At 63.6% G+C, this 21,974-nt stretch carries 21 protein-coding genes and 5 tRNA genes; 12 read left to right on the top strand and 14 right to left on the bottom strand.

The window, feature by feature from the left end:
- Positions 1–761: 761 nt before the first annotated feature.
- The 3 genes from SJH88_RS13835 to SJH88_RS13825 form a co-directional block, all read right to left on the bottom strand.
- Positions 762–838 (bottom strand) — tRNA-Pro (locus SJH88_RS13835).
- A gap of 62 nt (positions 839–900) precedes the next feature.
- Entirely contained in the window at positions 901–1,152 is a 252-nt protein-coding gene (gene infA / locus SJH88_RS13830; protein ID WP_042417215.1) for a translation initiation factor IF-1, read from the bottom strand.
- A gap of 236 nt (positions 1,153–1,388) precedes the next feature.
- Positions 1,389–2,579: an HPP family protein gene (locus SJH88_RS13825; RefSeq protein ID WP_042417128.1), complete on the bottom strand. Its 1,191-nt coding sequence runs from the start codon at positions 2,577–2,579 to the stop codon at positions 1,389–1,391.
- Positions 2,580–2,723: 144 nt separating this feature from the next.
- Between SJH88_RS13825 and asd the strand changes: the two genes are divergently transcribed.
- On the top strand, positions 2,724–3,572 hold the full coding sequence (gene asd, locus SJH88_RS13820) for an archaetidylserine decarboxylase (RefSeq protein ID WP_042417131.1): 849 nt from the start codon (positions 2,724–2,726) through the stop codon (positions 3,570–3,572).
- 37 nt (positions 3,573–3,609) lie between these two features.
- On the opposite strand, the gene SJH88_RS13815 is transcribed toward asd, so the two are convergent.
- The gene (locus SJH88_RS13815; RefSeq protein WP_042417134.1) at positions 3,610–3,879 is read right to left on the bottom strand and encodes a hypothetical protein; all 270 of its coding nucleotides are present in this window, start codon (positions 3,877–3,879) and stop codon (positions 3,610–3,612) included.
- Between the two features lie 423 nt (positions 3,880–4,302).
- Between SJH88_RS13815 and SJH88_RS13810 the strand changes: the two genes are divergently transcribed.
- From SJH88_RS13810 to SJH88_RS13770, 9 genes are all read left to right on the top strand, one after another.
- A complete protein-coding gene (locus tag SJH88_RS13810; RefSeq protein WP_274754806.1) occupies positions 4,303–4,668 on the top strand; it encodes a ComEA family DNA-binding protein in 366 nt (121 codons plus the stop codon).
- 130 nt (positions 4,669–4,798) lie between these two features.
- Entirely contained in the window at positions 4,799–7,732 is a 2,934-nt protein-coding gene (locus tag SJH88_RS13805) for a monovalent cation/H+ antiporter subunit A (protein ID WP_154162593.1), read from the top strand.
- On the top strand, positions 7,732–8,097 hold the full coding sequence (locus SJH88_RS13800; RefSeq protein WP_043386774.1) for a Na+/H+ antiporter subunit C: 366 nt from the start codon (positions 7,732–7,734) through the stop codon (positions 8,095–8,097). The genes SJH88_RS13805 and SJH88_RS13800 overlap by 1 nt, the downstream gene beginning before the upstream one ends.
- The gene (locus SJH88_RS13795; protein WP_154162592.1) at positions 8,094–9,809 is read left to right on the top strand and encodes a monovalent cation/H+ antiporter subunit D; all 1,716 of its coding nucleotides are present in this window, start codon (positions 8,094–8,096) and stop codon (positions 9,807–9,809) included. Before SJH88_RS13800 ends, SJH88_RS13795 begins: the two co-directional genes overlap by 4 nt.
- Entirely contained in the window at positions 9,806–10,297 is a 492-nt protein-coding gene (locus tag SJH88_RS13790; protein ID WP_042417152.1) for a Na+/H+ antiporter subunit E, read from the top strand. The genes SJH88_RS13795 and SJH88_RS13790 overlap by 4 nt, the downstream gene beginning before the upstream one ends.
- The gene (locus SJH88_RS13785; protein ID WP_042417154.1) at positions 10,294–10,572 is read left to right on the top strand and encodes a K+/H+ antiporter subunit F; all 279 of its coding nucleotides are present in this window, start codon (positions 10,294–10,296) and stop codon (positions 10,570–10,572) included. The genes SJH88_RS13790 and SJH88_RS13785 overlap by 4 nt, the downstream gene beginning before the upstream one ends.
- On the top strand, positions 10,569–10,964 hold the full coding sequence (gene mnhG, locus SJH88_RS13780) for a monovalent cation/H(+) antiporter subunit G (RefSeq protein WP_042417156.1): 396 nt from the start codon (positions 10,569–10,571) through the stop codon (positions 10,962–10,964). The genes SJH88_RS13785 and mnhG overlap by 4 nt, the downstream gene beginning before the upstream one ends.
- Positions 10,965–11,019: 55 nt before the next feature.
- Positions 11,020–11,391 (top strand): fluoride efflux transporter CrcB, encoded by a 372-nt coding sequence (gene crcB, locus SJH88_RS13775; protein ID WP_042417157.1) that lies wholly within the window; start codon positions 11,020–11,022, stop codon positions 11,389–11,391.
- Between the two features lie 214 nt (positions 11,392–11,605).
- The gene (locus SJH88_RS13770) at positions 11,606–12,490 is read left to right on the top strand and encodes an LOG family protein (RefSeq protein ID WP_274754805.1); all 885 of its coding nucleotides are present in this window, start codon (positions 11,606–11,608) and stop codon (positions 12,488–12,490) included.
- Between the two features lie 90 nt (positions 12,491–12,580).
- Here the strand turns inward: SJH88_RS13770 and SJH88_RS13765 are convergent, their stop codons facing one another.
- The 6 genes from SJH88_RS13765 to SJH88_RS13740 all read right to left on the bottom strand — a co-directional run bounded on the left by SJH88_RS13765 (position 12,581) and on the right by SJH88_RS13740 (position 19,536).
- A complete protein-coding gene (locus SJH88_RS13765) occupies positions 12,581–13,792 on the bottom strand; it encodes an MFS transporter (protein WP_274754804.1) in 1,212 nt (403 codons plus the stop codon).
- A 5-nt stretch (positions 13,793–13,797) separates the two neighbouring features.
- On the bottom strand, positions 13,798–15,216 hold the full coding sequence (locus SJH88_RS13760; RefSeq protein ID WP_210930683.1) for a DNA recombination protein RmuC: 1,419 nt from the start codon (positions 15,214–15,216) through the stop codon (positions 13,798–13,800).
- Positions 15,217–15,316: 100 nt separating this feature from the next.
- On the bottom strand, positions 15,317–16,321 hold the full coding sequence (locus tag SJH88_RS13755) for a 2-hydroxyacid dehydrogenase (protein WP_274754803.1): 1,005 nt from the start codon (positions 16,319–16,321) through the stop codon (positions 15,317–15,319).
- Positions 16,322–16,324: 3 nt separating this feature from the next.
- Positions 16,325–17,698, bottom strand: a complete 1,374-nt coding sequence (locus SJH88_RS13750) for a sodium:proton antiporter (RefSeq protein WP_420921743.1) — start codon at positions 17,696–17,698, stop codon at positions 16,325–16,327.
- Between the two features lie 32 nt (positions 17,699–17,730).
- Positions 17,731–18,945, bottom strand: coding sequence for a nicotinate phosphoribosyltransferase (pncB, locus tag SJH88_RS13745; RefSeq protein ID WP_274754801.1), 1,215 nt, complete (start codon positions 18,943–18,945; stop codon positions 17,731–17,733).
- A gap of 138 nt (positions 18,946–19,083) precedes the next feature.
- Entirely contained in the window at positions 19,084–19,536 is a 453-nt protein-coding gene (locus tag SJH88_RS13740; RefSeq protein ID WP_274754800.1) for an acyl-CoA thioesterase, read from the bottom strand.
- Positions 19,537–19,783: 247 nt separating this feature from the next.
- Here SJH88_RS13740 and SJH88_RS13735 point away from each other — a divergent pair, with 247 nt between their 5' ends.
- Together SJH88_RS13735 and SJH88_RS13730 are read left to right on the top strand one after the other, a co-directional pair.
- Entirely contained in the window at positions 19,784–20,338 is a 555-nt protein-coding gene (locus SJH88_RS13735; RefSeq protein ID WP_042417177.1) for a phasin family protein, read from the top strand.
- 273 nt (positions 20,339–20,611) lie between these two features.
- Positions 20,612–21,370, top strand: coding sequence for a 3-hydroxyacyl-CoA dehydrogenase (locus SJH88_RS13730; protein WP_274754799.1), 759 nt, complete (start codon positions 20,612–20,614; stop codon positions 21,368–21,370).
- A 121-nt stretch (positions 21,371–21,491) separates the two neighbouring features.
- Here the strand turns inward: SJH88_RS13730 and SJH88_RS13725 are convergent.
- The 4 genes from SJH88_RS13725 to SJH88_RS13710 form a co-directional block, all read right to left on the bottom strand.
- A tRNA-Asp gene (locus SJH88_RS13725) sits at positions 21,492–21,568 on the bottom strand.
- 50 nt (positions 21,569–21,618) lie between these two features.
- Positions 21,619–21,694: transfer RNA gene (locus tag SJH88_RS13720), tRNA-Glu, on the bottom strand.
- Positions 21,695–21,771: 77 nt separating this feature from the next.
- Positions 21,772–21,848: transfer RNA gene (locus tag SJH88_RS13715), tRNA-Asp, on the bottom strand.
- 48 nt (positions 21,849–21,896) lie between these two features.
- A tRNA-Glu gene (locus SJH88_RS13710) sits at positions 21,897–21,972 on the bottom strand.
- Positions 21,973–21,974: the final 2 nt, after the last annotated feature.

Here is a 21,974-nt window from a genome sequence, read left to right as displayed (position 1 = left end):
GAAGTGGACCATGCCCATCCGGGATTGGAAGGCTGCGCTGACCCGCTTTACCATTGAGTTCGGAGACCGCATCTCCGTCAATTGAAGTCCGAACCGTTTACACAAAAATTCGGACACGCCCGGATTCGAGGTCCTCGGGTGCCGGAGGCTCTTGCTCAACCAGGCAATGCACAGGCCGCTGATGACTGAGATGACGATAGGGTCATCGTCGACCACCGTGTCAAGCGCCAACCCCAAAGACGGACAGTGCTCAGGCAAATCAAGTACTCCAAAGGCAACAGGACAACGGAGCGACGCAGGTTCACACTGATGCTTGGGGACGCAAGCAGCGAATGGCTTTTCGCAATTGCAAGCATCACAGACAGAACACGGCTGCAAGACATCCGGTCTTAGCTCACCTTCCTAGGGCTATCGCCTTATGAGAGAAGCGCACAAACAGCCCTGCACACACCCAGAAAAGTGCGTGACCAAGCTCAGACTGGCTGGTATTCAAGGCCTTGCCCATTTGCTGCAACTTGCGAAGCAAGCAGGCTTTCAAGCAGGATCACAAACACCACACGCAAGGGTGTATGCCACATGCCGAGGGTTTCTGGGGGGGGGAGATACTGGCTCTGCACTGCATACACATGCCATGTGCAGACAAAAGACGCAGGATGTGGCGAGCCTGCAATTAGTTGCAATCTAAGGAATGCTCGTCACTGCTGCTGTGCACGCAGACAGACAAAAGGGGTTAGCCCGTATGAGCTAACCCCTTGATACAATGGTCGGAGCGGCGGGATTCGAACTCGCGACCCTCTGCTCCCAAAGCAGATGCGCTACCAGACTGCGCTACGCTCCGACAAGCCTCAGATTATAAGCCCTATTTTTGATGACTTTGACAAAAAATCAGGCTTCGGCGAATCAACGCGATGTGGTCGGCGCAGGCCCACGGTTGGGCAAGTGGCGGAAGGTGATGCGGCCCTTGGTCAGATCGTAGGGCGACATTTCCAGCGAAACCTTGTCGCCCGCAAGAATACGGATGTGGTGCTTGCGCATCTTGCCGCCGGTGTACGCAATCAACTGGTGACCGTTGTCCAGCGTCACGCGAAAACGCGAGTCTGGCAACACTTCGGTCACAGAGCCTTGCATCTCAATCAATTCTTCTTTTGCCATGTTCAATCACTGTGTATCAATAGGAGTCTGTTTGCCGCGCCTTTGTTTCAAACCTGCGTTGACTGGGGCACCCAGTCAACACTGCTGAATGAAAGCTTGCGCACGGCGCAAACTGAACAGAGGGCCAACGGAACCAAAAGCAGCAGGTACGCCGCAAAAAATAGCGCCCAATTGTAGCTGCTGCGGCCTATTTCCACTGCAAACCCTGGTTCTTGTACTTCGGGTCGTACTGCGCGTCAGGCCGGCTGCGTGGTGGACACGCTGATGGCGGCACTCAAGGCCCGGATCAAATCGGTCTGGGTCACGATGCCAACCAGTTTGCGTTGCGCGCTCACCACCGGCAAATGGTGGCAGCCGCCTGCAGAGAACATGGGCACCAAGTCCACCAGCAGGCAATCCTCCTGCACCACGGGCGTGTCCGCATCCATCAGGTCTTCCACGCGGGATTTGCTGGAGCTGCGCCCGGTCACCAGGTGCCGCAGTCGCTGCCCGATGCTCTCCGGTGCATCCAGGGTGGCTTGGCGCACGAAGTCGCTCATGCTCACCATGCCCACCACCACCCCCTCCGGATTGACCACGGGCAGGGCCTTGACGTGCTCCTGGCGCATCAGCGCCCAGGCTTCCTTGTGCGAGACGCCAGGCTCCACCGCGAACACGGGGTGGGACATGATGTCCGCGCAGCGCAAATTGCCGAAGCTGCGATTGAAGGCGGCCCGCCCAGCCATGTGCAGCAAGCCTTCCAGATCCGCGCGGCTGATATCCAGGACCTGGTTGTAGTGCTGCAGCGCGGCATCCAGGTCCTCCGCCGCAAACAGGCCCTGCCCTTCGCTGGCAAAGCCAGGTCGCAAACTGTGCTGGGGATGCGGATAGCGCCGTCCCGTGATGGCGTTGTAGATGACCGCACACACCAGCAGCACCGCGACATTGAACAGGATGGGAAAGAGGACCAGGGTCACGCCATTGATGTGCTCCAGCACCACATAGGCCGCAAACCCCGCGCCCGGCGGATGCATGCAGCGCAAGGGCACCATCAGCATCACCGACAGCCCCACAGCCACGGCACAGGCCACCGCAGTGTCGGGAATCAAGGCCTGGCATGCCGCCCCCACCAGTGCTGACAGCACTGTCCCCCCGACCACCGGCCAAGGCTGGGCCAGCGGGCTGGCGGGCATGCCGAACAGCAGCACGGCACTCGCCCCCAGGGAGGAAACCATCCACATTGTGGCCGGCACATCGGCCCACCAGCGCGACAGGATGCCGGTGATCAAGATGCCCAGCGCCACCCCCACCGACATGCGCAAGGCTTCGGCATAGCCGATCCGCACCGAGGCCGGCAGAAAGTTGCGCAGCCACAAGCTCCAGCGGCTCAGCGGGGTGCGGCTGGCTTCCAGGGTGGTGGGGGGGGAGTTTTTCAGGGAATCAGGCATGGCACATTGGCACGGCCGGCAACAGCCGCCCACACAGAACGCCTCGCCATTGTGCCGGCAGCCGGCGGCACTTGGTGTCACCCCCCATCATTACCGCAGCACAGGCCGATAGAATCCCCCACTTTCCCCTCTTTATGGCTGCCTGTGTCTGATCGCCTCTCGGTTCTCCCCCAATACCTTCTGCCCAAACAGGCACTCACGCAATTGATGGGGCGCCTCGCCAACCTGCAAGGCGGGGCGACCACCACATCCGTGATCCGCTGGTTCATCAAGCGCTACAACGTCGACATGTCCGAGGCGCTGGATCCCAACCCGGCCGCCTACCTCAGCTTCAATGCTTTCTTCACACGGGCGCTCAAGCCAGATGCCCGCCCCTTGGCGGCTGCAGACTGGATCTGCCCGGTGGATGGCGCCATCAGCCAACTGGGCCAGATTGCCGGTGACCAGATCTTTCAGGCCAAGGGTCACCACTATTCGACGCAGGCCCTGGTTGGCGGCGATGCACAGCTGGCAGCGCAATTCCAGGACGGCCACTTCGCCACCATCTACCTGAGTCCCAAGGACTACCACCGCATCCACATGCCGTGTGCCGGCCGGTTGCTGCGGATGATCCACGTCCCGGGCGATTTGTTTTCCGTGAACCCCACCACGGCGCGCGGTGTTCCGGGACTGTTTGCCCGCAACGAACGCGTGGTCTGCGTGTTTGACGGAGCCTTCGGCCCCTTCGTCATGGTGCTGGTGGGTGCCACCATCGTCGGCAGCATGGCCACCACCTGGCATGGCGTGGTCAACCCTCCGCGCCCAGGAAAGATACGTGAGTGGCGCTATGAGGACCAGGACATCCAACTGGCGCAGGGCGCGGAGATGGGCCGCTTCCTGCTGGGGTCCACGATTGTGCTGCTGACCCCGAAAAGCACCTTGGAGTTCAACCCTGCATGGCAGGCTGCGACCCCTGTGCGCCTGGGGCAGTCCATGGCCACACAGGCGACATAAAAAAGCTCCCTGAGGGAGCTTTTTTTATGCCTGCCGTTTACAGATACCAGCTGAGGGTTTCAGGTCGGCGCGTCGTGGTGAACCACGTCGGCGTCAGGCTCAAGCGCTCGGGCTTCACGGGTTCTTCGTGCCCGATCAGGTAGACCATCATTTCACGGCGCCGCAGCACCACGTGACTCACGGTTTCCTCGCGCCCCGCCCGCAGCACGCGCGTTCCGGGCTTGAACACAGGCATCTGAAAGGTGCAGGAGCGGGCTTCGGGTTGCGCATGGGCAGAACCTGCAGAACTGGGGCTTACTAGCAACATAGACCATGCCTTTAAAAATACGAACAAGTTTCTCTTCGGCAGCTGCCGAAGAAAGTTGAGCAATTTTTTCCAAGCTCACACGCTTTTGTACTTTTACCCCAGGAAAGCTCGATGGCCTCGTTGTCACGGCACGCTGCACCCGTTCGCGCCAGCCAATCCATCATCCACCAATGCAGCACGCGGTGAAAACGGACCTGCTCACTTCCTGGAGGGGCGATCGTGAAAGCCTTCACCACAGGCAGGAGCCCTCCAAGCAACCCACCAATCTAACCGCCACCAAGACAGCCGCCCAACCTTTGATCCATCAGGCACCGATTAGCCAGAATTTCATCCCTCCCCACTTCATCCAACCGCTGCAGTCTCTTAGCATGGGCATGCACTTTGTGCACATATTTCATCTCTAACTGTTGAGGGAGACACCCCATGCTTAAAAAGTTGCTCACCTTCTTTCTGGCAGCCTACACAGCACTGGCGTTTGCAGCCGTCGATGCCAACAAGGCCACATCGGCCGAGCTGACGGAGGTCAAGGGCATAGGCCCCGCCACAGCCACCCGCATCATTGACGCCCGCAAGCAAGGGCCGTTCAAGAACTGGGACGACCTGATCGCGCGCGTCAAAGGGATAGCACCCACTTCGGCCGGCAAGCTTTCTGATGGTGGGCTCACCATCAACGGGCAGAGCTTCAAGCCCTCGGCCAACCAAAGCGCCACCAAACCTAAAGCCACCGCCCCGGATCCCTCCACAGCAAAGCCCGTACAAACTACAGGCAAAAAACCAGAAAAGATGTGAATTTCTCATTTATGCTTAAAAAACGCCCGCCAATGGCGGGCTTTTTTGTTGCTGTACGCTATCCGCCATTGGCCTTTTAAGCTCAGATTTCCATAGCACCCGAGACCATCGAACCCCACAACAAGAATTCATGCCCCTGATCTCGCTCATCCTTCTGCCCTTCATTGGAAGCCTGCTCGCCGCCGTGCTGCCTGCAAATGCGCGCAACACGGAGTCCACGCTGGCCGGCATCATTGCCTTGGCGTGCGCCATCCAGGCCGCCTTGTTCTTTCCGGAGATTGCAGATGGCGGCGTGATACGCCAAGAACTGACCTGGTTGCCTGCACTGGGCTTGAATTTCGTGGTGCGCATGGACGGGTTTGCCTGGATCTTCAGCATGCTGGTCCTGGGGATTGGCTCGCTGGTGGTGCTGTATGCGCGCTACTACATGTCGCCGGCGGACCCGGTGCCGCGCTTTTTCTCCTTCCTGCTGGCCTTCATGGGCGCCATGTCGGGCGTCGTGCTCTCGGGCAACATCATCCAGCTGGTCTTCTTCTGGGAGCTGACCAGCCTGTTTTCCTTCCTGCTGATCGGCTACTGGCACCACCGCCAAGATGCGCGCCGTGGCGCCCGCATGGCGCTGACGGTCACCGGCACCGGCGGTCTGTGCATGTTTGCAGGCATGCTGATCCTGGGGCACATCGTCGGCAGCTATGACCTGGAGAACATCCTGGCCGCGGGCGAGCAGGTGCGCGCCCACGATCTGTACACGCCCATGCTGCTACTGATCCTGCTGGGCACGCTGACCAAGAGCGCACAGTTCCCCTTCCATTTCTGGCTGCCGCATGCCATGGCTGCGCCCACGCCCGTGTCGTCCTACCTGCATTCGGCCACGATGGTGAAGGCTGGTGTCTTCCTGATGGCACGACTGTGGCCCGTGTTGTCCGGCACCGATCAGTGGTTCTGGCTGGTGGGGGGCGCCGGCGTCACCACCTTGCTGATTGGCGGCTTCCTGGCCATGTTCCAGCGCGACCTCAAGGGGCTGCTGGCCTATTCCACCATCTCGCACCTGGGCCTGATCACCTTGCTGCTGGGCCTGAACAGCCCGCTGGCGGCCGTGGCGGCCGTGTTTCACATCATGAACCACGCCACCTTCAAGGCCTCCCTGTTCATGGCGGCTGGCATCGTCGACCATGAAAGCGGCAGCCGGGACATGGACCGCCTGTCGGGCTTGCGCAAGATGATGCCCGTGACTGCCACCCTGGCCTGTGTGGCCAGCGCGGCGATGGCCGGTGTGCCGCTGCTCAACGGCTTCCTGTCCAAGGAGATGTTCTTTGCGGAGACCGTGTTCGTCGATGCGGACCACTGGGTCAGCATCGCCTTGCCGCTGGCCGCGACGATCGCCGGCATGTTCAGCGTGGCCTATTCCCTGTGCTTCACCGCCGATGTGTTCTTCGGCCCCAAGGCCCAGGACCTGCCGCGCAAACCGCACGAGCCGCCACACTGGATGCGCGTGCCCGTCGAGCTGCTGGTGCTGATCTGCCTGCTAGTGGGCATCTTCCCGGCCTGGATCGTCGGCGACTTCCTGAATGCCGCAGCGCTGCCGGTGGTCGGGGGCAACCTGCCGGCATTCAGCCTGGCGGTCTGGCACGGCATCAACACCCCGCTGGTGATGAGCATCGTGGCCCTGATCGGCGGCATCGCGCTGTACGCCAGCCTGCGCTGGCTGCGCCTGCAGGGGGCGCTCCAGTACGACGCACCGCTGCTGCAGCAACTCAATGGCAAGCGCATGTTCGAAAACGTCATCGCCCGCCTGACCCTGCTGGCGCGCAACACACGGCGCCTGCTCAGCACGCACCATCTGCAGTGGCAAATGCTGTGGCTGGTGCTGGTGGCTCTGGCCACCGGTGTGCTGCCGCTGTGGATCCGCGGTCTGGAGCTGGGCCACCGCGCCAACCTGCCACTGTCCCCCGCCTTTGTCGTGCTGTGGCTGATTGGCGGCCTGTGCGCCCTGGGCGCGGCCTGGAAGGCCAAATACCACCGGATGGCCGCACTGATCATGCTGGGTGGTGCGGGACTGTGCACCTGCATCACCTTCCTGTGGTTCTCCGCCCCCGATTTGGCACTGACACAGCTGGTGGTCGAAGTGGTCACCACGGTGCTGATCCTGCTGGGCCTGCGCTGGCTGCCCAAGCGCGACAAGAACCTGCGCATTCCCGCGTTGTCGACCGAACTGCGCGCCCGCGCACGCCGCCTCCGCGATCTGCTGATTGCCCTGGCCGCCGGCGGTGGCGTGGGCTGGCTGGCCTTCACCATGATGAGCCGCCCCTTCCCCGAGAGCACCTCGACCTTCTTCCTGGAACGCGCGCTCACCGAGGGCGGTGGCACCAACGTGGTGAACGTGATGCTGGTCGACTTCCGGGGGTTTGACACTTTTGGCGAGATCGTGGTGCTAGGCATCGTCGCCCTGACGGTCTATGCCCTGCTGCGGCGCTTCCGTCCCGCCCGTGAAACCATGGACATCCCCGAGCAGCAGCGCTACCTGCCCGGCGACCTGCAGACCGACCTGATCAACCCGCGCCATGCGGGGGACACGGCCGTCGGCTACCTGATGGTGCCTGCGGTGCTGGTGCGCCTGCTGCTGCCGTTTGCCACCATGGTCTCGGTCTACCTGTTCATCCGGGGCCACAACGAGCCCGGCGGCGGTTTTGTCGCCGGTCTGGTGTTCTCGGTAGCCCTGCTGCTGCAGTACATCATCTCCGGCACACACTGGGTGGAGGCGCACATGCCGCTGTATCCACGCCGTTGGATCGGCTTCGGTCTGCTGTTCGCCATCCTGACCGGTCTGGGTTCGATCGCAGCAGGTTACCCCTTCATGACCAGCCACACCTTCCACTTCAGTCTGCCCTGGTTGGGTCAGATCCACCTGGCCAGCGCCACCTTCTTCGACATAGGAGTTTTCACCTTGGTTGTGGGTTCCACCCTGCTCATCTTGACGGCCATTGCCCACCAATCGGTACGCGGCCACCGCTACCACGCCCGCATGCAGGAAGAAGCGCAAGCTGCGCAGGAAGGAGGCCGCTGATGGAAACCGTCTTGGCCATTGCTATCGGCGTCCTCGCCGGCTCGGGCGTGTGGCTGCTGCTGCGCCCACGTACCTTCCAGGTCATCGTGGGCCTGTCCCTGCTGTCCTACGCCGTCAACCTGTTCATCTTCAGCATGGGCCGCGAAGGGCTGGCGATCGACAAGGAGCCCGTGCTGCGCCCTGGCATCCCTGAAACCCTGGCCCACTACGCCGACCCCATGCCCCAGGCCCTGGTGCTGACGGCCATCGTGATCGGCTTTGCCATGACCGCGCTATTCCTGGTGGTGCTGCTGGCCTCGCGCGGCATGACCGGCACCGACCATGTGGATGGTGTCCGCTCGCGCGATGTGCAGGAGATGCCATGAGTCCGGTTCTGGAATGGATGGCATCGCTGATGCCGCACCTCATGCTGGCCCCCATCATGCTGCCGATGTTGGTGGCTGCGCTCATGCTGCTCCTGAAGGAAGAGCACCAGAGCATCAAGGTGGTGCTCAACATCGGCGCCACGGCCCTGGGCCTGCTGGTGGCCATCGCCCTGCTGGTGTGGGCCGACCAGGCCGGCTCCAGCACCACCCTGGGGGTCTACCTGCCGGGCAACTGGCAGGCCCCGTTTGGCATCGTCCTGGCCCTGGACCGTCTGACCGCCCTGATGCTGGTGCTGACCAGCAGCATTGCCCTGGCGTCCAGCGTGTTTGCCGCCGCCCGCTGGCACAAGGCCGGCGTGCACTTCCACCCGCTGTTCCAGCTGCAGCTGATGGGCCTGTCGGGCGCTTTCCTGACGGCCGACCTGTTCAACCTGTTTGTGTTCTTCGAGATCATGCTGGCCGCCTCGTACGGCCTGCTGCTGCACGGTTCGGGGCGCCTGCGCGTGCAGGCCGGCCTGCACTACATCGCCATCAATCTGGCGGCGTCCTCGCTGTTCCTGATCGGCGTGTCCATGCTGTATGGCATCACCGGCACGCTGAACATGGCCGATCTGGCCCAGGCCATCCCGAATGTCTCCAGTGCCGACCGCGGACTGCTGCACACCGCCGCCGGCATCCTGGCCACGGCCTTCCTGATCAAGGCCGCGCTGTGGCCGCTGAACTTCTGGCTGGTGCCGGCCTACAGCGCCGCCACCGCCCCGGTCGGCGCACTGTTCGCACTGATGACCAAGGTGGGCATCTACACCATCCTGCGCCTGTGGACGCTGATGTTCTCCAGCGAGGCCGGTGAATCGGCCGCGTTTGGCTCGATGTGGCTGATTGCCGGTGGCATGCTCACCATGGCGTTTGGCGGCATTGGCACCCTGGCGGCCACGCGGCTCACGCACCTCGCTGGCTATGCCGCCATCCTGTCCTCGGGCACGCTGCTGGCGGCCATCGGCTTTGGCCAGAACATGCTGACCGCCGGCCTGCTGTACTACCTGCCCAGCTCCACCCTGGCCGTGGCCATCCTGTTCATGCTGGCCGACATCATGGACCGCTGGCGCAACGATGGCTCGCTGACCGACTTCGAAGACGAGGAAGCGCCCTTCCTCAGTGCCGAGCTGGTGCCGACCCAGGGCCTGAACCTGGACGAAAACGAACGGGTGCTGATCGGACGCGCCATCCCGGCCTCGGCTGCCTTCCTGGGCCTGGCCTTCATCATGTGCACCCTGGTGGTCACCGGCCTGCCGCCGCTGTCCGGCTTCATCGGCAAGTTCGCCATGCTGACCAACCTGATCAATCCCATGGGCCTGGGCCAGTCCGCCGGCTACCAGGCGGGCCAATGGGGCTGGGTGCTGCTGACGCTGATGATCAGCACCGGGCTGTTCGCCCTGATCGCGCTCACACGCGCCGGCATCCGCCACTTCTGGGCCACCCATGAACGCGGCACGCCCGAGCTGCGCGTGGCTGAAGGCCTGCCGATCGCCGCACTGATGGCCTTGTGCATCGTGCTGACCGTCAAGGCCGACCATGTGATGCAATACACCCAGAACGCTGCAAATGCGCTGCACGCCCCCGGCACCTACATCCAGGCCGTGATGGCCACCAAGCCGATTCCCAATCCCGGTCAGATCGTGCCCAACACCAGCCTGCGGGAGTCACAGCCATGATGAAGCTCCTGTTTCCTGCACCCCTGCTGTCGGTGGCCCTGTTCCTGCTGTGGCTGCTGCTGAACCACTCGGTCAGCGCCGGCCACCTGGTGCTCGGCGCCATCCTGGGCCTGCTGATCCCCGTGGTGACACGCGGCCTGCGCCCCCTGCCGGTGCGGGTGCGCAGCCCCTGGGCCATCCTCAAGCTGGCCGCCAATGCCGTGGTGGACACCTCGATCTCCAACTTCAACGTGGTGCGCTTTCTGGCCTTTCCCTCGATGCGCAAGCACCCGGCCGCCTTTGTGCACATTCCGCTGGAGTTGCGCGACCCGAATGGCCTGGCGGTGCTGGCCATGATCACCTGCATGACACCGGGCACCTCCTGGGCCGAGATCTCGCGCGACCGCTCGGTGATGCTGTTGCACGTGCTGGAGGTCGGTGATCCGCAAGAGATCATCGACCACGTCAAGACCAAGTACGAGCGCCCGTTGATGGAGATTTTCGAATGAGCCAATGGTTGGTATGGGTTCTGTCCCTGGCCCTGTTCCTGCTGGTGCTGGCCATGGCCTGCACGCTGGCGCGCCTGCTCAAGGGCCCGTCGGCACAAGACCGCGTGCTGGCACTGGACTGCATGTACCTCAACGGCATGCTGGCCATGCTGGTGCTGGGGATTCTGTACAGCTCGTCCATGTACTTCGAGGCGGCGCTGCTGATCGCCCTGTTCGGCTGCGTCAGCTCGACCGCCATGGCCAAGTTCCTGCTGCGCGGGGAGGTGATTGAATGAACGAAGTCCCGCTGCCCCTGTGGGCCGAGATGCTGATCGCCGCCCTGGTGCTGGGCGGTGCCACGATTGCCCTGCTGGGCTCGCTGGGCCTGCTGCGCCTGAAAAGCTACTTCGAGCGGGTCCACGCCCCCTCCATCATTGCCACCATGGGCTGCTGGCTCATCATGTGGGCCACCTTCGTCTTCTTCACCGCTACGGGCCAGGGCCTGGCCTTGCACGCCCTGCTGATTGCGGTGTTCATCGCCGTGACTGTGCCCATCACCACCATCTTCCTGATGCGTGCCGCCCTGTTCCGTGCCCGCCGCGCCGGCCGCGACGTGCCGCCCAGCGTCAGCCGCATCGTGCCCAACGAGCCCCAGCAGGCAGAGACCGAAGAAGCCCCAAAAAACTGAGCATACAGCGCTTGACCAGCAAGGGCTGTATGCCGATTTCACACCTCAAAACGCCATGCTCCATGTGATTGCCATCTGCACCGGCGCCTGCCTGGGGGCCTTGCTGCGCTGGCGCCTGGGCCTGTGGCTCAGTGCCCCCGGCGGCCTGCCCTGGGGCACCTTGCTGGCCAATGCCATCGGGGGCTATGGCATCGGGCTGGCCGTGGGCTGGCTGGACGCCCTGCCCCAACTGGATCCGGTCTGGCGCCTGGCCATCGTCACCGGCTTCCTGGGCGCGCTCACCACCTTCTCCAGCTTCTCGGCCGAGGTCGTGGGCATGCTCCAGGCCCAGCGCTGGGGCCTGGCCCTGGCCTGGACCGTGTCGCACCTGACCGCCTCGCTGGCGCTGACCATCGCCGGCCTGGCCACGGTGCAGGCCCTGCGCTGACGCAGGACCACCCAGCCCTTCCCATCCGCCCAAGGCATGGGCCCTGCTGTGCCCATGTCCGGGCGACCGACTGGGCAACAGCAACACGGACAGATCACCCCGAACCGGGGGCGGCCACTGTAAATCCACAAAGTCAGCATTCATCTTGGTCGCTGGGGGCCATGCAATCTGCGAAGATCAGGCCTTGTTCCCGTGACAGTGCAATTGGAGATTTATGGACGCGATGACTTCCCTGCATGAGCGCTCGCTGGCCGAAGAGCTGGCACCGCTGGATGCGCCCGCCGCCGTGCGCGACAGCGTGGTGGCCGACCCCATGTTGCCCGACGCCTACCGCCTGGCCTTTGCCGACCCCGAGTTCATGGCGCGCCGCGAGGCACGGGGCATCCGCTTCCAGCTGGAACTGCTCAAGCCCGACCTGGGCCACCAGGCCCACGGCATTGAACACACGGTCGTCGTCTACGGCAGCGCCCGCTTTGTGGATGCGGCCACGGCGCAGGAACGCCTGGCCCTGGCGCAGGCCAGCGGCGACGCCGCCCAGATCCGCACCGCCGAGCGCGATGTGCGCAATGCCCAGCGCTACGAAAGCGCACGTGCCTTCGCCCACCTGGTGGCCGAACACAGCCAGCGTCAGCCCAAGGACAAGCGCATCTACATCTGCACCGGCGGTGGCCCGGGCATCATGGAAGCCGCCAACCGCGGCGCGTACGAAGCCGGTGCCGCCAACGTGGGGCTGAACATCCTGCTGCCGCACGAGCAGCAGGGCAACCGCTACATCACGCCGGAGCTGTGCTTCAAGTTCCACTACTTCGCGCTGCGCAAGATGCATTTCATGATGCGTGCCAAGGCGCTGGTGGCCTTCCCCGGCGGCTTCGGCACCATGGACGAGCTGTTCGAGGTGCTGACCCTGGTGCAGACCACCAAGGTCAAGCCCGTGCCCATCATCCTGTTCGACCGCGCGTTCTGGCAGAAACTCTTCAACTTCGACCTGCTGATCGAGGAAGGCATGATCTCCCCGCAGGACGTCGACCTGTTCCACTTCGTGGACACGCCCGAAGCGGCCTGGGCCATCATCAAGGAATTCTACAGCCTGCCGGACTGAGTGCGTACCGTACTGGGTGCGGCCCAGTCGGCCCTCACACCAGCAAAAAGCGACCCTGTGGGGTCGCTTTTTTGATGCCGGCGTTGAGCCTCAGTCGCCGTGGCGCTCGGGCTGCGGCGGCAGGTGCTCGGGCTTCAGGTCGTGCTGCCCCATCAACCAGGGCAGGCGCGCCGCGCTGCCCACGATGGACCCCACGGCCCAGAACAGGGCCGACACCCCGACCACGGTGCCGATGGAGCCAAACAGCACCGGCATCACCACGCTGGAGCCGTTGATGGCCATCATGCGCAGGCCCAGCGCCTCGCCCTGGCGGTGCGCCGGGGTGATCTGGTGGATCATGCTCATCACCATGGGCTGTACCGAGCCCAGCACCAGGCCCAGCACGATGGAGCAGCCCATCATGGACCAGGCGCCCGGCATGAAGGGGTAGGCGATGAAGAGCACGCAGGCGCAGACCATGGCGCCCAGCACCACCTTCCATTCGCTCAGGTGCTCGGACAGCAGCGGGATCAGCACGCGGATGGCGGCCGCCGCAATCGCAAACGCGCCCAGGATGGTGCCGATCACCGAGGCCGACAGGCCGCGCTCATGCCCCAGGATGGGCACGACAAAGGTGTGTACGTCCCAGCACGACGACAGGGCCCAGTTCATCAGCAGCAGGCGGCGAAAACCCTGGTGCTGCAGCATGTCCCAGGCCGTGCCGGAGCGCGGCGAGGTGGGGGGTGGCTCGCTGCCGTGCTCCGCCACCGTGCGCACCCACAGCCAAGCACTCAGCGGCAGCAGCGCCATCAGCAGGAAGGCCGCGCGAAAGCCCGTGGTACTGGCTGCCTCGCCGCCCGCATAGTCGATCAGCAGACCGGCCATGAATGGCCCCAGGAAGTTGGAGACCGCCGGGCCAATCGCCAGCCAGCTGAAGACCTTGCGCAGCGTGACCTTGTCGTGCGCCTCGCGCCCCACATGGCGCTGCAGGGCAATGATGGCGGCACCCGAGGCCCCGCCGCTGAGCAGCGCCGCCAGGCACAGCACTGGGTACACCGGAAAGATCACCGCCAGCCCGGCGCCCAGGCTGGCCGCCACCACGCTGATGGCCAGCGGGCGCTTGAGCCCATGGCGGTCCGCGTAGCGCCCCGCGGGCAGCGACAAAAACACCTGGGTCAGCGCAAACAGCGCCAGCAGCACGCCGACCGCCGCCGGGCTGTAGCCCTCGCGCAGGGCCAGCAGCGGGGTCGCCATGCGCATGCCCGTCATGCAGGCATGGATGGAGATTTGCGCCAGGATCAGGCGCAGCAAGGATCCATTCACAAGATTCATTCGTCCTCAGAATCCGCCACGCCGCCCAAGGACGGTGACGGTGCACGGCCTTGCGGCAGTGCGGCAGGCGATGCGGCCGCCAGCGCTGCCGCATCGGGCAGCTCCTGCACGTCGCGCAGCTTGCGCTGGATGGCGCGGGTGCGCACGTCGACCTGCTCGAACTTCTTGGCCGCCGCATCGATGGATTTGCGCGTCGCCTCGACCACCTCGCCAAACTTGGCGAACTCGGTCTTGACCTGGCCCAGCACCCCCCAGACTTCGGAGGAACGCTGCTCGATCGCCAGCGTCTTGAAGCCCATCTGCAGGCTGTTGAGCATGGCGGCCAGATTGGCCGGCCCGGTGATGACCACGCGGCACTCATTTTGCACCGCTTCCACCAGGCCGGGGCGGCGCATCACCTCGGCAAACAGGCCTTCAGTGGGCAGGTACATGATCGCGAAATCCGTGGTGTGCGGCGGCGCCACGTACTTGGCGGCAATCTTGCGCGCCTCGCCGCGGATGGAGCTTTCCAGCGCCTGGCCCGCCGCGGCCATGCCGGCCTTGTCGGCCTCGTCCATGGCGTTCTGCAGGCGCTGGTAGTGCTCCACCGGGTACTTGGCATCGATGGGCAGCCACACCGGCTGCGCACCGTCGCGCCCGGGCAGGCGGATGGCGAATTCCACCAGCTCGTTGCTGTCCGGCACGGTCTTGACGTTCTTGGCGTACTGGTCGGGCGTCAGCACGTTGTCGATGATGGCGCCCAGCTGCACCTCGCCCCAGGTGCCACGCGTCTTCACATTCGTCATCACGCGCTTGAGGTCGCCCACACTGCTGGCCAGGGACTGCATCTCGCCCAGGCCCTTGTGCACCTGCTCCAGCCGGTCGCTGACCAGCTTGAAGGATTCGCCCAGGCGCTGCTCCAGCGTGGCGTGCAGCTTCTCGTCCACGGTGCGCCGCATTTCCTCCAGCTTGGCCGCGTTGTCGGCCTGGATGGTCGCCAGCCGCTCGTTGAGCGTGCCGCGCAGCTGCTCGGCCGACTGGTGGCTGTCCTGGTTCAGGCGCTGCAGCTGCTGGCCCAGGGCCTGCTGCAGCTGCGTGAAGTGCTGCTGCAGCTCCTGCCGGCTGTGGCGCGCCTCCTGCAACTGGCGCTGCATGTGGGCGTCCACCAACTGGCGCAGGCTGTCGGCCGCCGTGGTCTGGTTCTGGCCCAGGCTGTGTACCAGGCCCTGCACCTGCTGGCCCAGACCTGTCAGTGCGCCCTCGCTTTTGGCCACGGCCATCTGCGCCAGCTGCTGGGCGCGCTCCAGGTGTTCCAGGCGCTCGAGCAGGTCCAGGTCGGCCGGCTGGGGCCGCGGTTGGAACCAGTGCAGCAATTGCAGCAGCACCACCGCCAGCAGCAGCGCCAGCAACACCCAGGGCATCCAGTCCACGTGCATTCCTTTATAAAAACAGAGCTGGCAGCGCAAGCGAACACTTGCATTCAGGCACTTTCATACCTGAAAAGCAGGATGGACGGGCGCCGCCAGCTCCTATTTTTCACACTGCCCAGCGCACAGCGCGCGCGGCGGCATCCGGCGTATTCACCGGGGTCAGTGGTGCCTGACCGCCCAGCACGGCCACCAGGTTGTCGGCCGCCAGCCGGCCCATGGCGCGGCGCGTGGCCACGGTGGCGCTGGCGATGTGCGGGGTCAGCACCACATTCGGCACCGTCAGCAGCGCGGGGTGGACCGAGGGTTCGCCCTCGAACACGTCCAGGCCGGCGGCGGCAATCTGGCCGGCCTTCAGGGCCTGGGCCAGGGCGGCGTCGTCCACAATCCCGCCGCGCGCGATGTTGATCAGCGTGGCCGTGGGCTGCATCTGCGCCAGTTCGGCCGCGCCGATGGTGTGGTGGTTCTCGGCCGTGTACGGCAACACCAGCACCACGTGGTCGGCTGTGCGCAGCAGTTCGTCCTTGCTCACATACCGCGCCTTGCATTCGGCCTCCAGCGCGGGCGACAGGCGCGAGCGGTTGTGATAGACCACATTCATGCCAAAGCCGTGCGCGCCGCGCTTGGCAATGCCCTGGCCGATGCGCCCCATGCCGATGATGCCCAGCGTGCTGCCGTGCACCTCGGCCCCGGCGAACATGTCGTAGCTCCATTTGGTCCACTGGCCGGCACGCAGGTAATGCTCGCTCTCCGTCACGCGCCGGGCCGTGGCCATCAGCAGCGCAAAGCCGAAGTCGGCCGTGGTCTCGGTGAGTACATCGGGCGCGTTCGTGCCTTGCACCCCGGCCTGGGCCATGGCGGCCACGTCGAAGTTGTTGAAGCCCACGGCCATGTTGGCCACCACCTTGAGCTGCGGGCAGGCGGCCAGCAGGGCTGCATCGATGCGCTCGGAGCCGGTGGTCAGCACGCCGTCCTGGCCCTGCAGCTGGGCGGCCAGCTGCGCGGGCGACCAGACGGTGTCCGCCGCGTTGGTCGTGACGTCAAAGTGCTGCTGCAAGAAGGCCACGACCTGGGGGTCGATGGCGCGGGCGATGAGGATTTTGCGACGCGACATGGCTTAGAGGAACCAGATGTAAGTCATCACCACGAACAGCGGGATGAGGATGGCCGTGGACCACAGCATGTAGCCGAAGAAGCTGGGCATGCGCACGCCGCGGTCTTCGGCAATCGCCTTGACCATGAGGTTGGGTGCATTGCCGATGTAGGAGTTGGCCCCCATGAACACGGCGCCCGCGGAGATGGCCACCAGCGTTGGTGCCAGGGCCGTCATCAGCACGGCCGGATCGCCGCCGGCGGTGTTGAAGAACACCAGGTAGGTCGGCGCGTTGTCCAGGAAGGACGACAGCGCCCCCGTGGCCCAGAAGTACATGGCGATGTTGGGCGTGCCGTCGGGGTTGGTCACCGCACGCACGATGGCGCCGAACGGACCGTCCACCCCAGCCTTGAGCATGGCGATAACGGGGATGATGGTCAGGAAGATGCCAGCGAACAACTTGGCCACCTCCTGCATGGGGCCCCAGCCGAACTGGTTGTCGGCATGCACCTGCTTGGGCGTCAGCACCAGCGACAGCAGTGCCACCCCGATCAGGCCGATATCGCGCACCAGGCCGGGCAGGCCCACTTCGGTGCCCAGGATGTCGAAGGCCACTGCGCTTTTCCACATGCCACTCAGCAGCACCAGGCCGACCACGGCACCCAGCAGGGCAAAGTTCAGCTTGCCATCAAAGCCCAGGGGCTCGCGCGTCGCCTCAGCAGGTTGCGCCACGGCGCCGTCGCCACGTGCCATCCAGCAGTCCAGCACAAAAAACAGCGCCAGTAACGCACCGATCAGGAACAGGGCCTGGGGCCAGATGTGCAGCAGGGTCCAGCTGAAGTCCACCCCCTTCAGAAAGCCCAGGAACAGCGGCGGATCGCCCAAGGGCGTCAGCGAGCCGCCCGCATTCGAAACGATGAAGATGAAGAACACCACGATGTGCACCACCTTGCTGCGGTGGGCATTGGCGCGGATCAGCGGGCGAATCAGCAGCATGGAGGCGCCCGTCGTGCCCATGAAGCTGGCCAGCACCGCGCCCAGCGCCAGGATGGCCGTGTTCAGCAGCGGCGTGCCTGTCAGGCTGCCGCGGATGTAGATGCCACCGGCCACCACGTACAGCGCCGTCAGCAGGATGACGAACGGCAGGTACTCCGCCAGCAGCGCATGCGCAAAGCTGACCGCCGCCGCGCCCGCCCCGTGCATGAGCACCAGGGGCACGAGGAACGCCAGGGCCCACGCGGCGGTGATCTTGCCGAAATGGTGGTGCCAGATGCTGGGCAGCAGCAAGGGCATCAGGGCAATCGACAGCAGCAGGCCGGCAAAGGGCACGGCCCACCACAGGGCCAGGCTGGCACCGTCCAGTTCGGCCGCCTGGGCCAGGGCGGGCAAGGCCGCCATACAGCCTGCCACGAGGGCAGCGCGCGCATATCTCATTCTTTGGTCTCCTCGGGAATCTCGAACACCTGGCGCAGATAGGCCAGGTATTTCTTGTCTTCGCACATGCTCTTGCCCGGCGTGTCGGACAGCTTGGCCACCGGCTGGCCGTTGCAGCGCGTCATCTTGATGACCACCTGCAGCGGCGCATAGCCCAGGTCGTTGGTCAGGTTGGTGCCGATGCCGAAGGCCAGCTGGCAGCGGCCATGGAAGCGCTGGTACAGCTCGATGGTGCGCGGCACGGTCAGCGCATCGCTAAAGATCAGCGTCTTGTTCAGCGGATCGACGCGGTGGTTGCGGTAGTGCTGCAGCAAACGCTCGCCCCAGGCGAACGGGTCGCCGCTGTCATGGCGCGCGCCATCGAACAGCTTGCAGAAATACAGGTCAAAGTCGCGCAGGAAGGCACTCATGCCATACACATCGGACAGGGCGATGCCCAGATCGCCTCGGTACTCCTTGGCCCAGGACTCGAAGCCGAAGACCTGGCTGTCGCGCAGGCGCGGGCCCAGGGCCTGGCAGGCCTGCAAGAACTCGTGCGCCATGGTGCCCAGGGGGGTGATGCCCAGGCGCATGGCATACAGCACGTTGCTGGTACCCGCGAACTGCCCGGGGCCATGGCCCGGGGTCGGGCGCTGGGTGCCCGTGCCCAGCTTGCCGCACAGCACGCGCAGCACCTCTTCGTGCCAGGCGCGGCTGAAGCGCCGGCGCGTGCCGTAGTCGGCAATCTTCAACCCCTCCAGGCCGTCACCCCGCAGAAGACGGATCTTTTCATCCAGGCGGCGGCGCCCCTCCAGAAAGTCGGGCACGGGCTGGGTGTTGCGGAAGTACACCTCGTTGACGATGGCCAGCACCGGAATCTCGAACGGAATCACGTGCAGCCACGGGCCGCGGATGGCGATGTCGATCTCGCCATTGCTTTGCGGGGTGATGGTGATGTACTTCTCGTTCAGCTTGAACAGGCTGAGGAAGTCGACAAAGTCGCTCTTGATGAAGCGCAGCGAGCGCAGGTAGGCCAGCTCGGCATCCTGGAAGCGCAGCTGGCACAAGGCCCGGATTTCGTCCCGGATTTCCTGCACATAAGGCGCCAGCTGCACCCCGGGATTGCGGCACTTGAACTTGTACTCCACCTGGGCGCCGGGAAACTGGTGCAGCACCGCCTGCATCATGGTGAACTTATACAGGTCGGTATCAAGCAGACTGGTGATGATCATGGCGTGCGGCGCAAGGGCGAAAGCCACAGTGTAGGCCAATCCCTGGCCTGGCTGCGGCAGAACATCTGCACCAAAACCCACCCTTGCCCTTGATGCACAGGCGCAGACTGCTATCGAATTCAAGGATGCTGGCAACGCCTAGGCGGCCAGCGGCTCCAGGGCGGCGCGCAAGACGGCAGGCAAGGCGCAAGGCCGCCGCGAGGCCTTGTCCACATACACATGCACAAAATGCCCCACGGCCGCGGCCATCTCCTCCCTCTGGGCGAAAAGACCGATTTCATAGCGCACGCTGCTGTTGCCCAGCTGGCTGACACGCAGCCCGGCTTGCACGGTCTGCGGAAAAGCCAGCGGGGCAAAGTAGTTGCACTGGGTCTCAATCACCAAGCCGATTGTGCTGCCGTGGTGGATGTCCAGCGCCCCCTGCTCGATGAGGTAGGCGTTCACGGCGGTATCGAACCAGCTGTAATACACCACGTTGTTGACATGGCCGTACACGTCGTTGTCCGACCACCGGGTGGGGATGTCGCGAAAGACCCGGAACGCCGTGCGGGGCAAAGGCGCGGGCCGAGGGAGTTGGGGCTTGCTGGTCATAGACCGTGATTGTGCAAACGCCCGGCCCCGGCAGCCGCCCTGGAGGTGACAACCTCGGGTAAACACCCAGAAAAACAGCCAGTTACAGGAAAGGTGGCCGTTCATACATTTTTTTGCTGCATTGCACAAAAAAGTGCTTGCACCAATGTGAAGCTTGCTTAAAAATACATCCATGCTGCGCTGCAACATAGAGTTTGAAGTTTCAGGTGCAGCTGCACTCCCCCTTTTCATCAGTAAGGAGATCACCATGGCACTCACACCTGAACAACTCATCGCGACCCACAAGGCCAATCTGGAAACCCTGTTCGGCCTGACCACCAAAGCCTTCGAAGGCGTGGAAAAGATTGTGGAACTGAACGTGGCCGCTTCGCGCGCCGCCCTGACCGAAGCCGCCAACCACACCCAGGCCCTGCTGAACGTCAAGGACGCCCAAGAGCTGCTGGCGCTGCAAAGCAGCCTGTTCCAGCCCCTGGCCGAAAAGACCGCGGCCTACAACCGCCACCTGTACAACATCGCCACCAGCACCAGCACCGAGCTGAGCAAGACGCTGGAAGCCAAGGCCGGCGAGTTCCAACAAGGCTTCAACAACCTGGTGGAATCCACCGCCAAGAACGCCCCCGCCGGCTCCGAAACCGCCGTGGCCGTGATGAAGAGCGCCGTGTCTGCCGCCAACAACGCCTTCGAAAGCGTGCAAAAAGCGGTCAAGCAAGCCTCCGATCTGGCCGAAGCCAACCTGAAGGCCGTGTCCGCCACCGCCGCTTCGGCCACGCAGGCCGCTGCGACCAGCAGCCGCAAAAGCTGATTTACAAAGACTTTGATCCATCATCTAGACAAAGTCTAGGGTTTACCCTAAAATACACACATTGACCTGTTCTTCAGGTCCCCAGTTGTCTCCTTGGATCCTCTCGAAACCCCCGTTTCTTGGATCCCTTCAAGCCCGGTTTTTGACCGGGCTTTTTTTACCCCTGCATTTGCGCATCGCGACCGATGTCCCTCCACGCACCTTGGGTGCTGGTATTTCGCTGTCACCGCTCTCATAATTGACGTTTACGTCAACGAAATATAAGGAGCACACATGGACATCCAAGGCAAGGTCTTCATCGTCACGGGGGGCGCGTCCGGCTTGGGCGAAGGCACAGCACGCATGCTGGCCACCCATGACGCCAAGGTGGTGGTGGCCGATATGCAGGCCGACAAGGGTCAGGCCGTCGCGGCAGAGATCAACGGCCGCTTCGTGCGCTGCGACGTCAGCAGCGAGGCCGATGGCCTGGCGGTGGTACAGCAAGCGACCGCACTGGGCAAGCTGATGGGTCTGGTGAACTGTGCAGGGATTGCTCCCGCCGAAAAGACTGTGGGCAAGCACGGCGCTCACAGCCTGGCGCTGTACCAGAAGGTGATCACGGTGAATCTGGTGGGTAGCTTCAACATGATCCGCCTGGCTGCAGAGGCCATGAGCCAGAATGAACCCGAAGCCACGGGCGAGCGCGGCGTGCTGATCTCGACCGCCAGCGTGGCCGCCTATGACGGACAGATCGGCCAAGCGGCGTACGCGGCTTCCAAAGGCGGTGTGGTCGGCATGACCCTGCCGATTGCACGCGATCTGGCACGCAGCGGCATCCGCAACATGACGATTGCCCCGGGCATTTTTGGCACCCCCATGCTGTTCGGCATGCCCCAGGAAGTCCAGGATGCCCTGGCTGCAGGCGTCCCCTTCCCCAGCCGCCTAGGCACCCCGCAAGACTACGCCAAGTTGGTGAAACACATCATTGAAAACGACATGCTCAATGGCGAAGTGATTCGCCTGGACGGCGCGATTCGCCTGGCTCCACGCTAATCGGCGCAAAGCGACAACCCCAAAGCCTCTTGAATGAGGTTTGGGTTGCACAAAAATCGGCATCTCAGCTACAAAGCAAAAAGCCGCATTTATCGAAATAAATGCGGCTTTGGTATTTATATGGCGGAGTGGACGGGACTCGAACCCGCGACCCCCGGCGTGACAGGCCGGTATTCTAACCAACTGAACTACCACTCCTGGCAGGAAGCTTTGCGACTGCTTTTTAGCAACATCAAGTGCTTCAAACTTGGCGACCCTACGGGGATTCGAACCCCGGTACTCACCGTGAAAGGGTGATGTCCTAGGCCTCTAGACGATAGGGTCAAAACCTGGAATCGTTACCGATTAAAAAAGCGCCTTTAGTAAAAAGGCGCTTTTTTAATCAAGCGACTGACTGCAAATGGCGGAGTGGACGGGACTCGAACCCGCGACCCCCGGCGTGACAGGCCGGTATTCTAACCAACTGAACTACCACTCCTGGCAGGAAGCTTTGCTATTTTTTAGATAGCTACCAGCGCTTCAAACTTGGCGACCCTACGGGGATTCGAACCCCGGTACTCACCGTGAAAGGGTGATGTCCTAGGCCTCTAGACGATAGGGTCAA

It is taken from the genome of Comamonas sp. GCA5 (assembly GCF_036541385.1).
Lineage (GTDB): Bacteria > Pseudomonadota > Gammaproteobacteria > Burkholderiales > Burkholderiaceae_C > Comamonas > Comamonas aquatica.
Note: the sequence above shows the minus strand (reverse complement) of the source record. Positions and strands in the feature narration are given on the sequence as shown.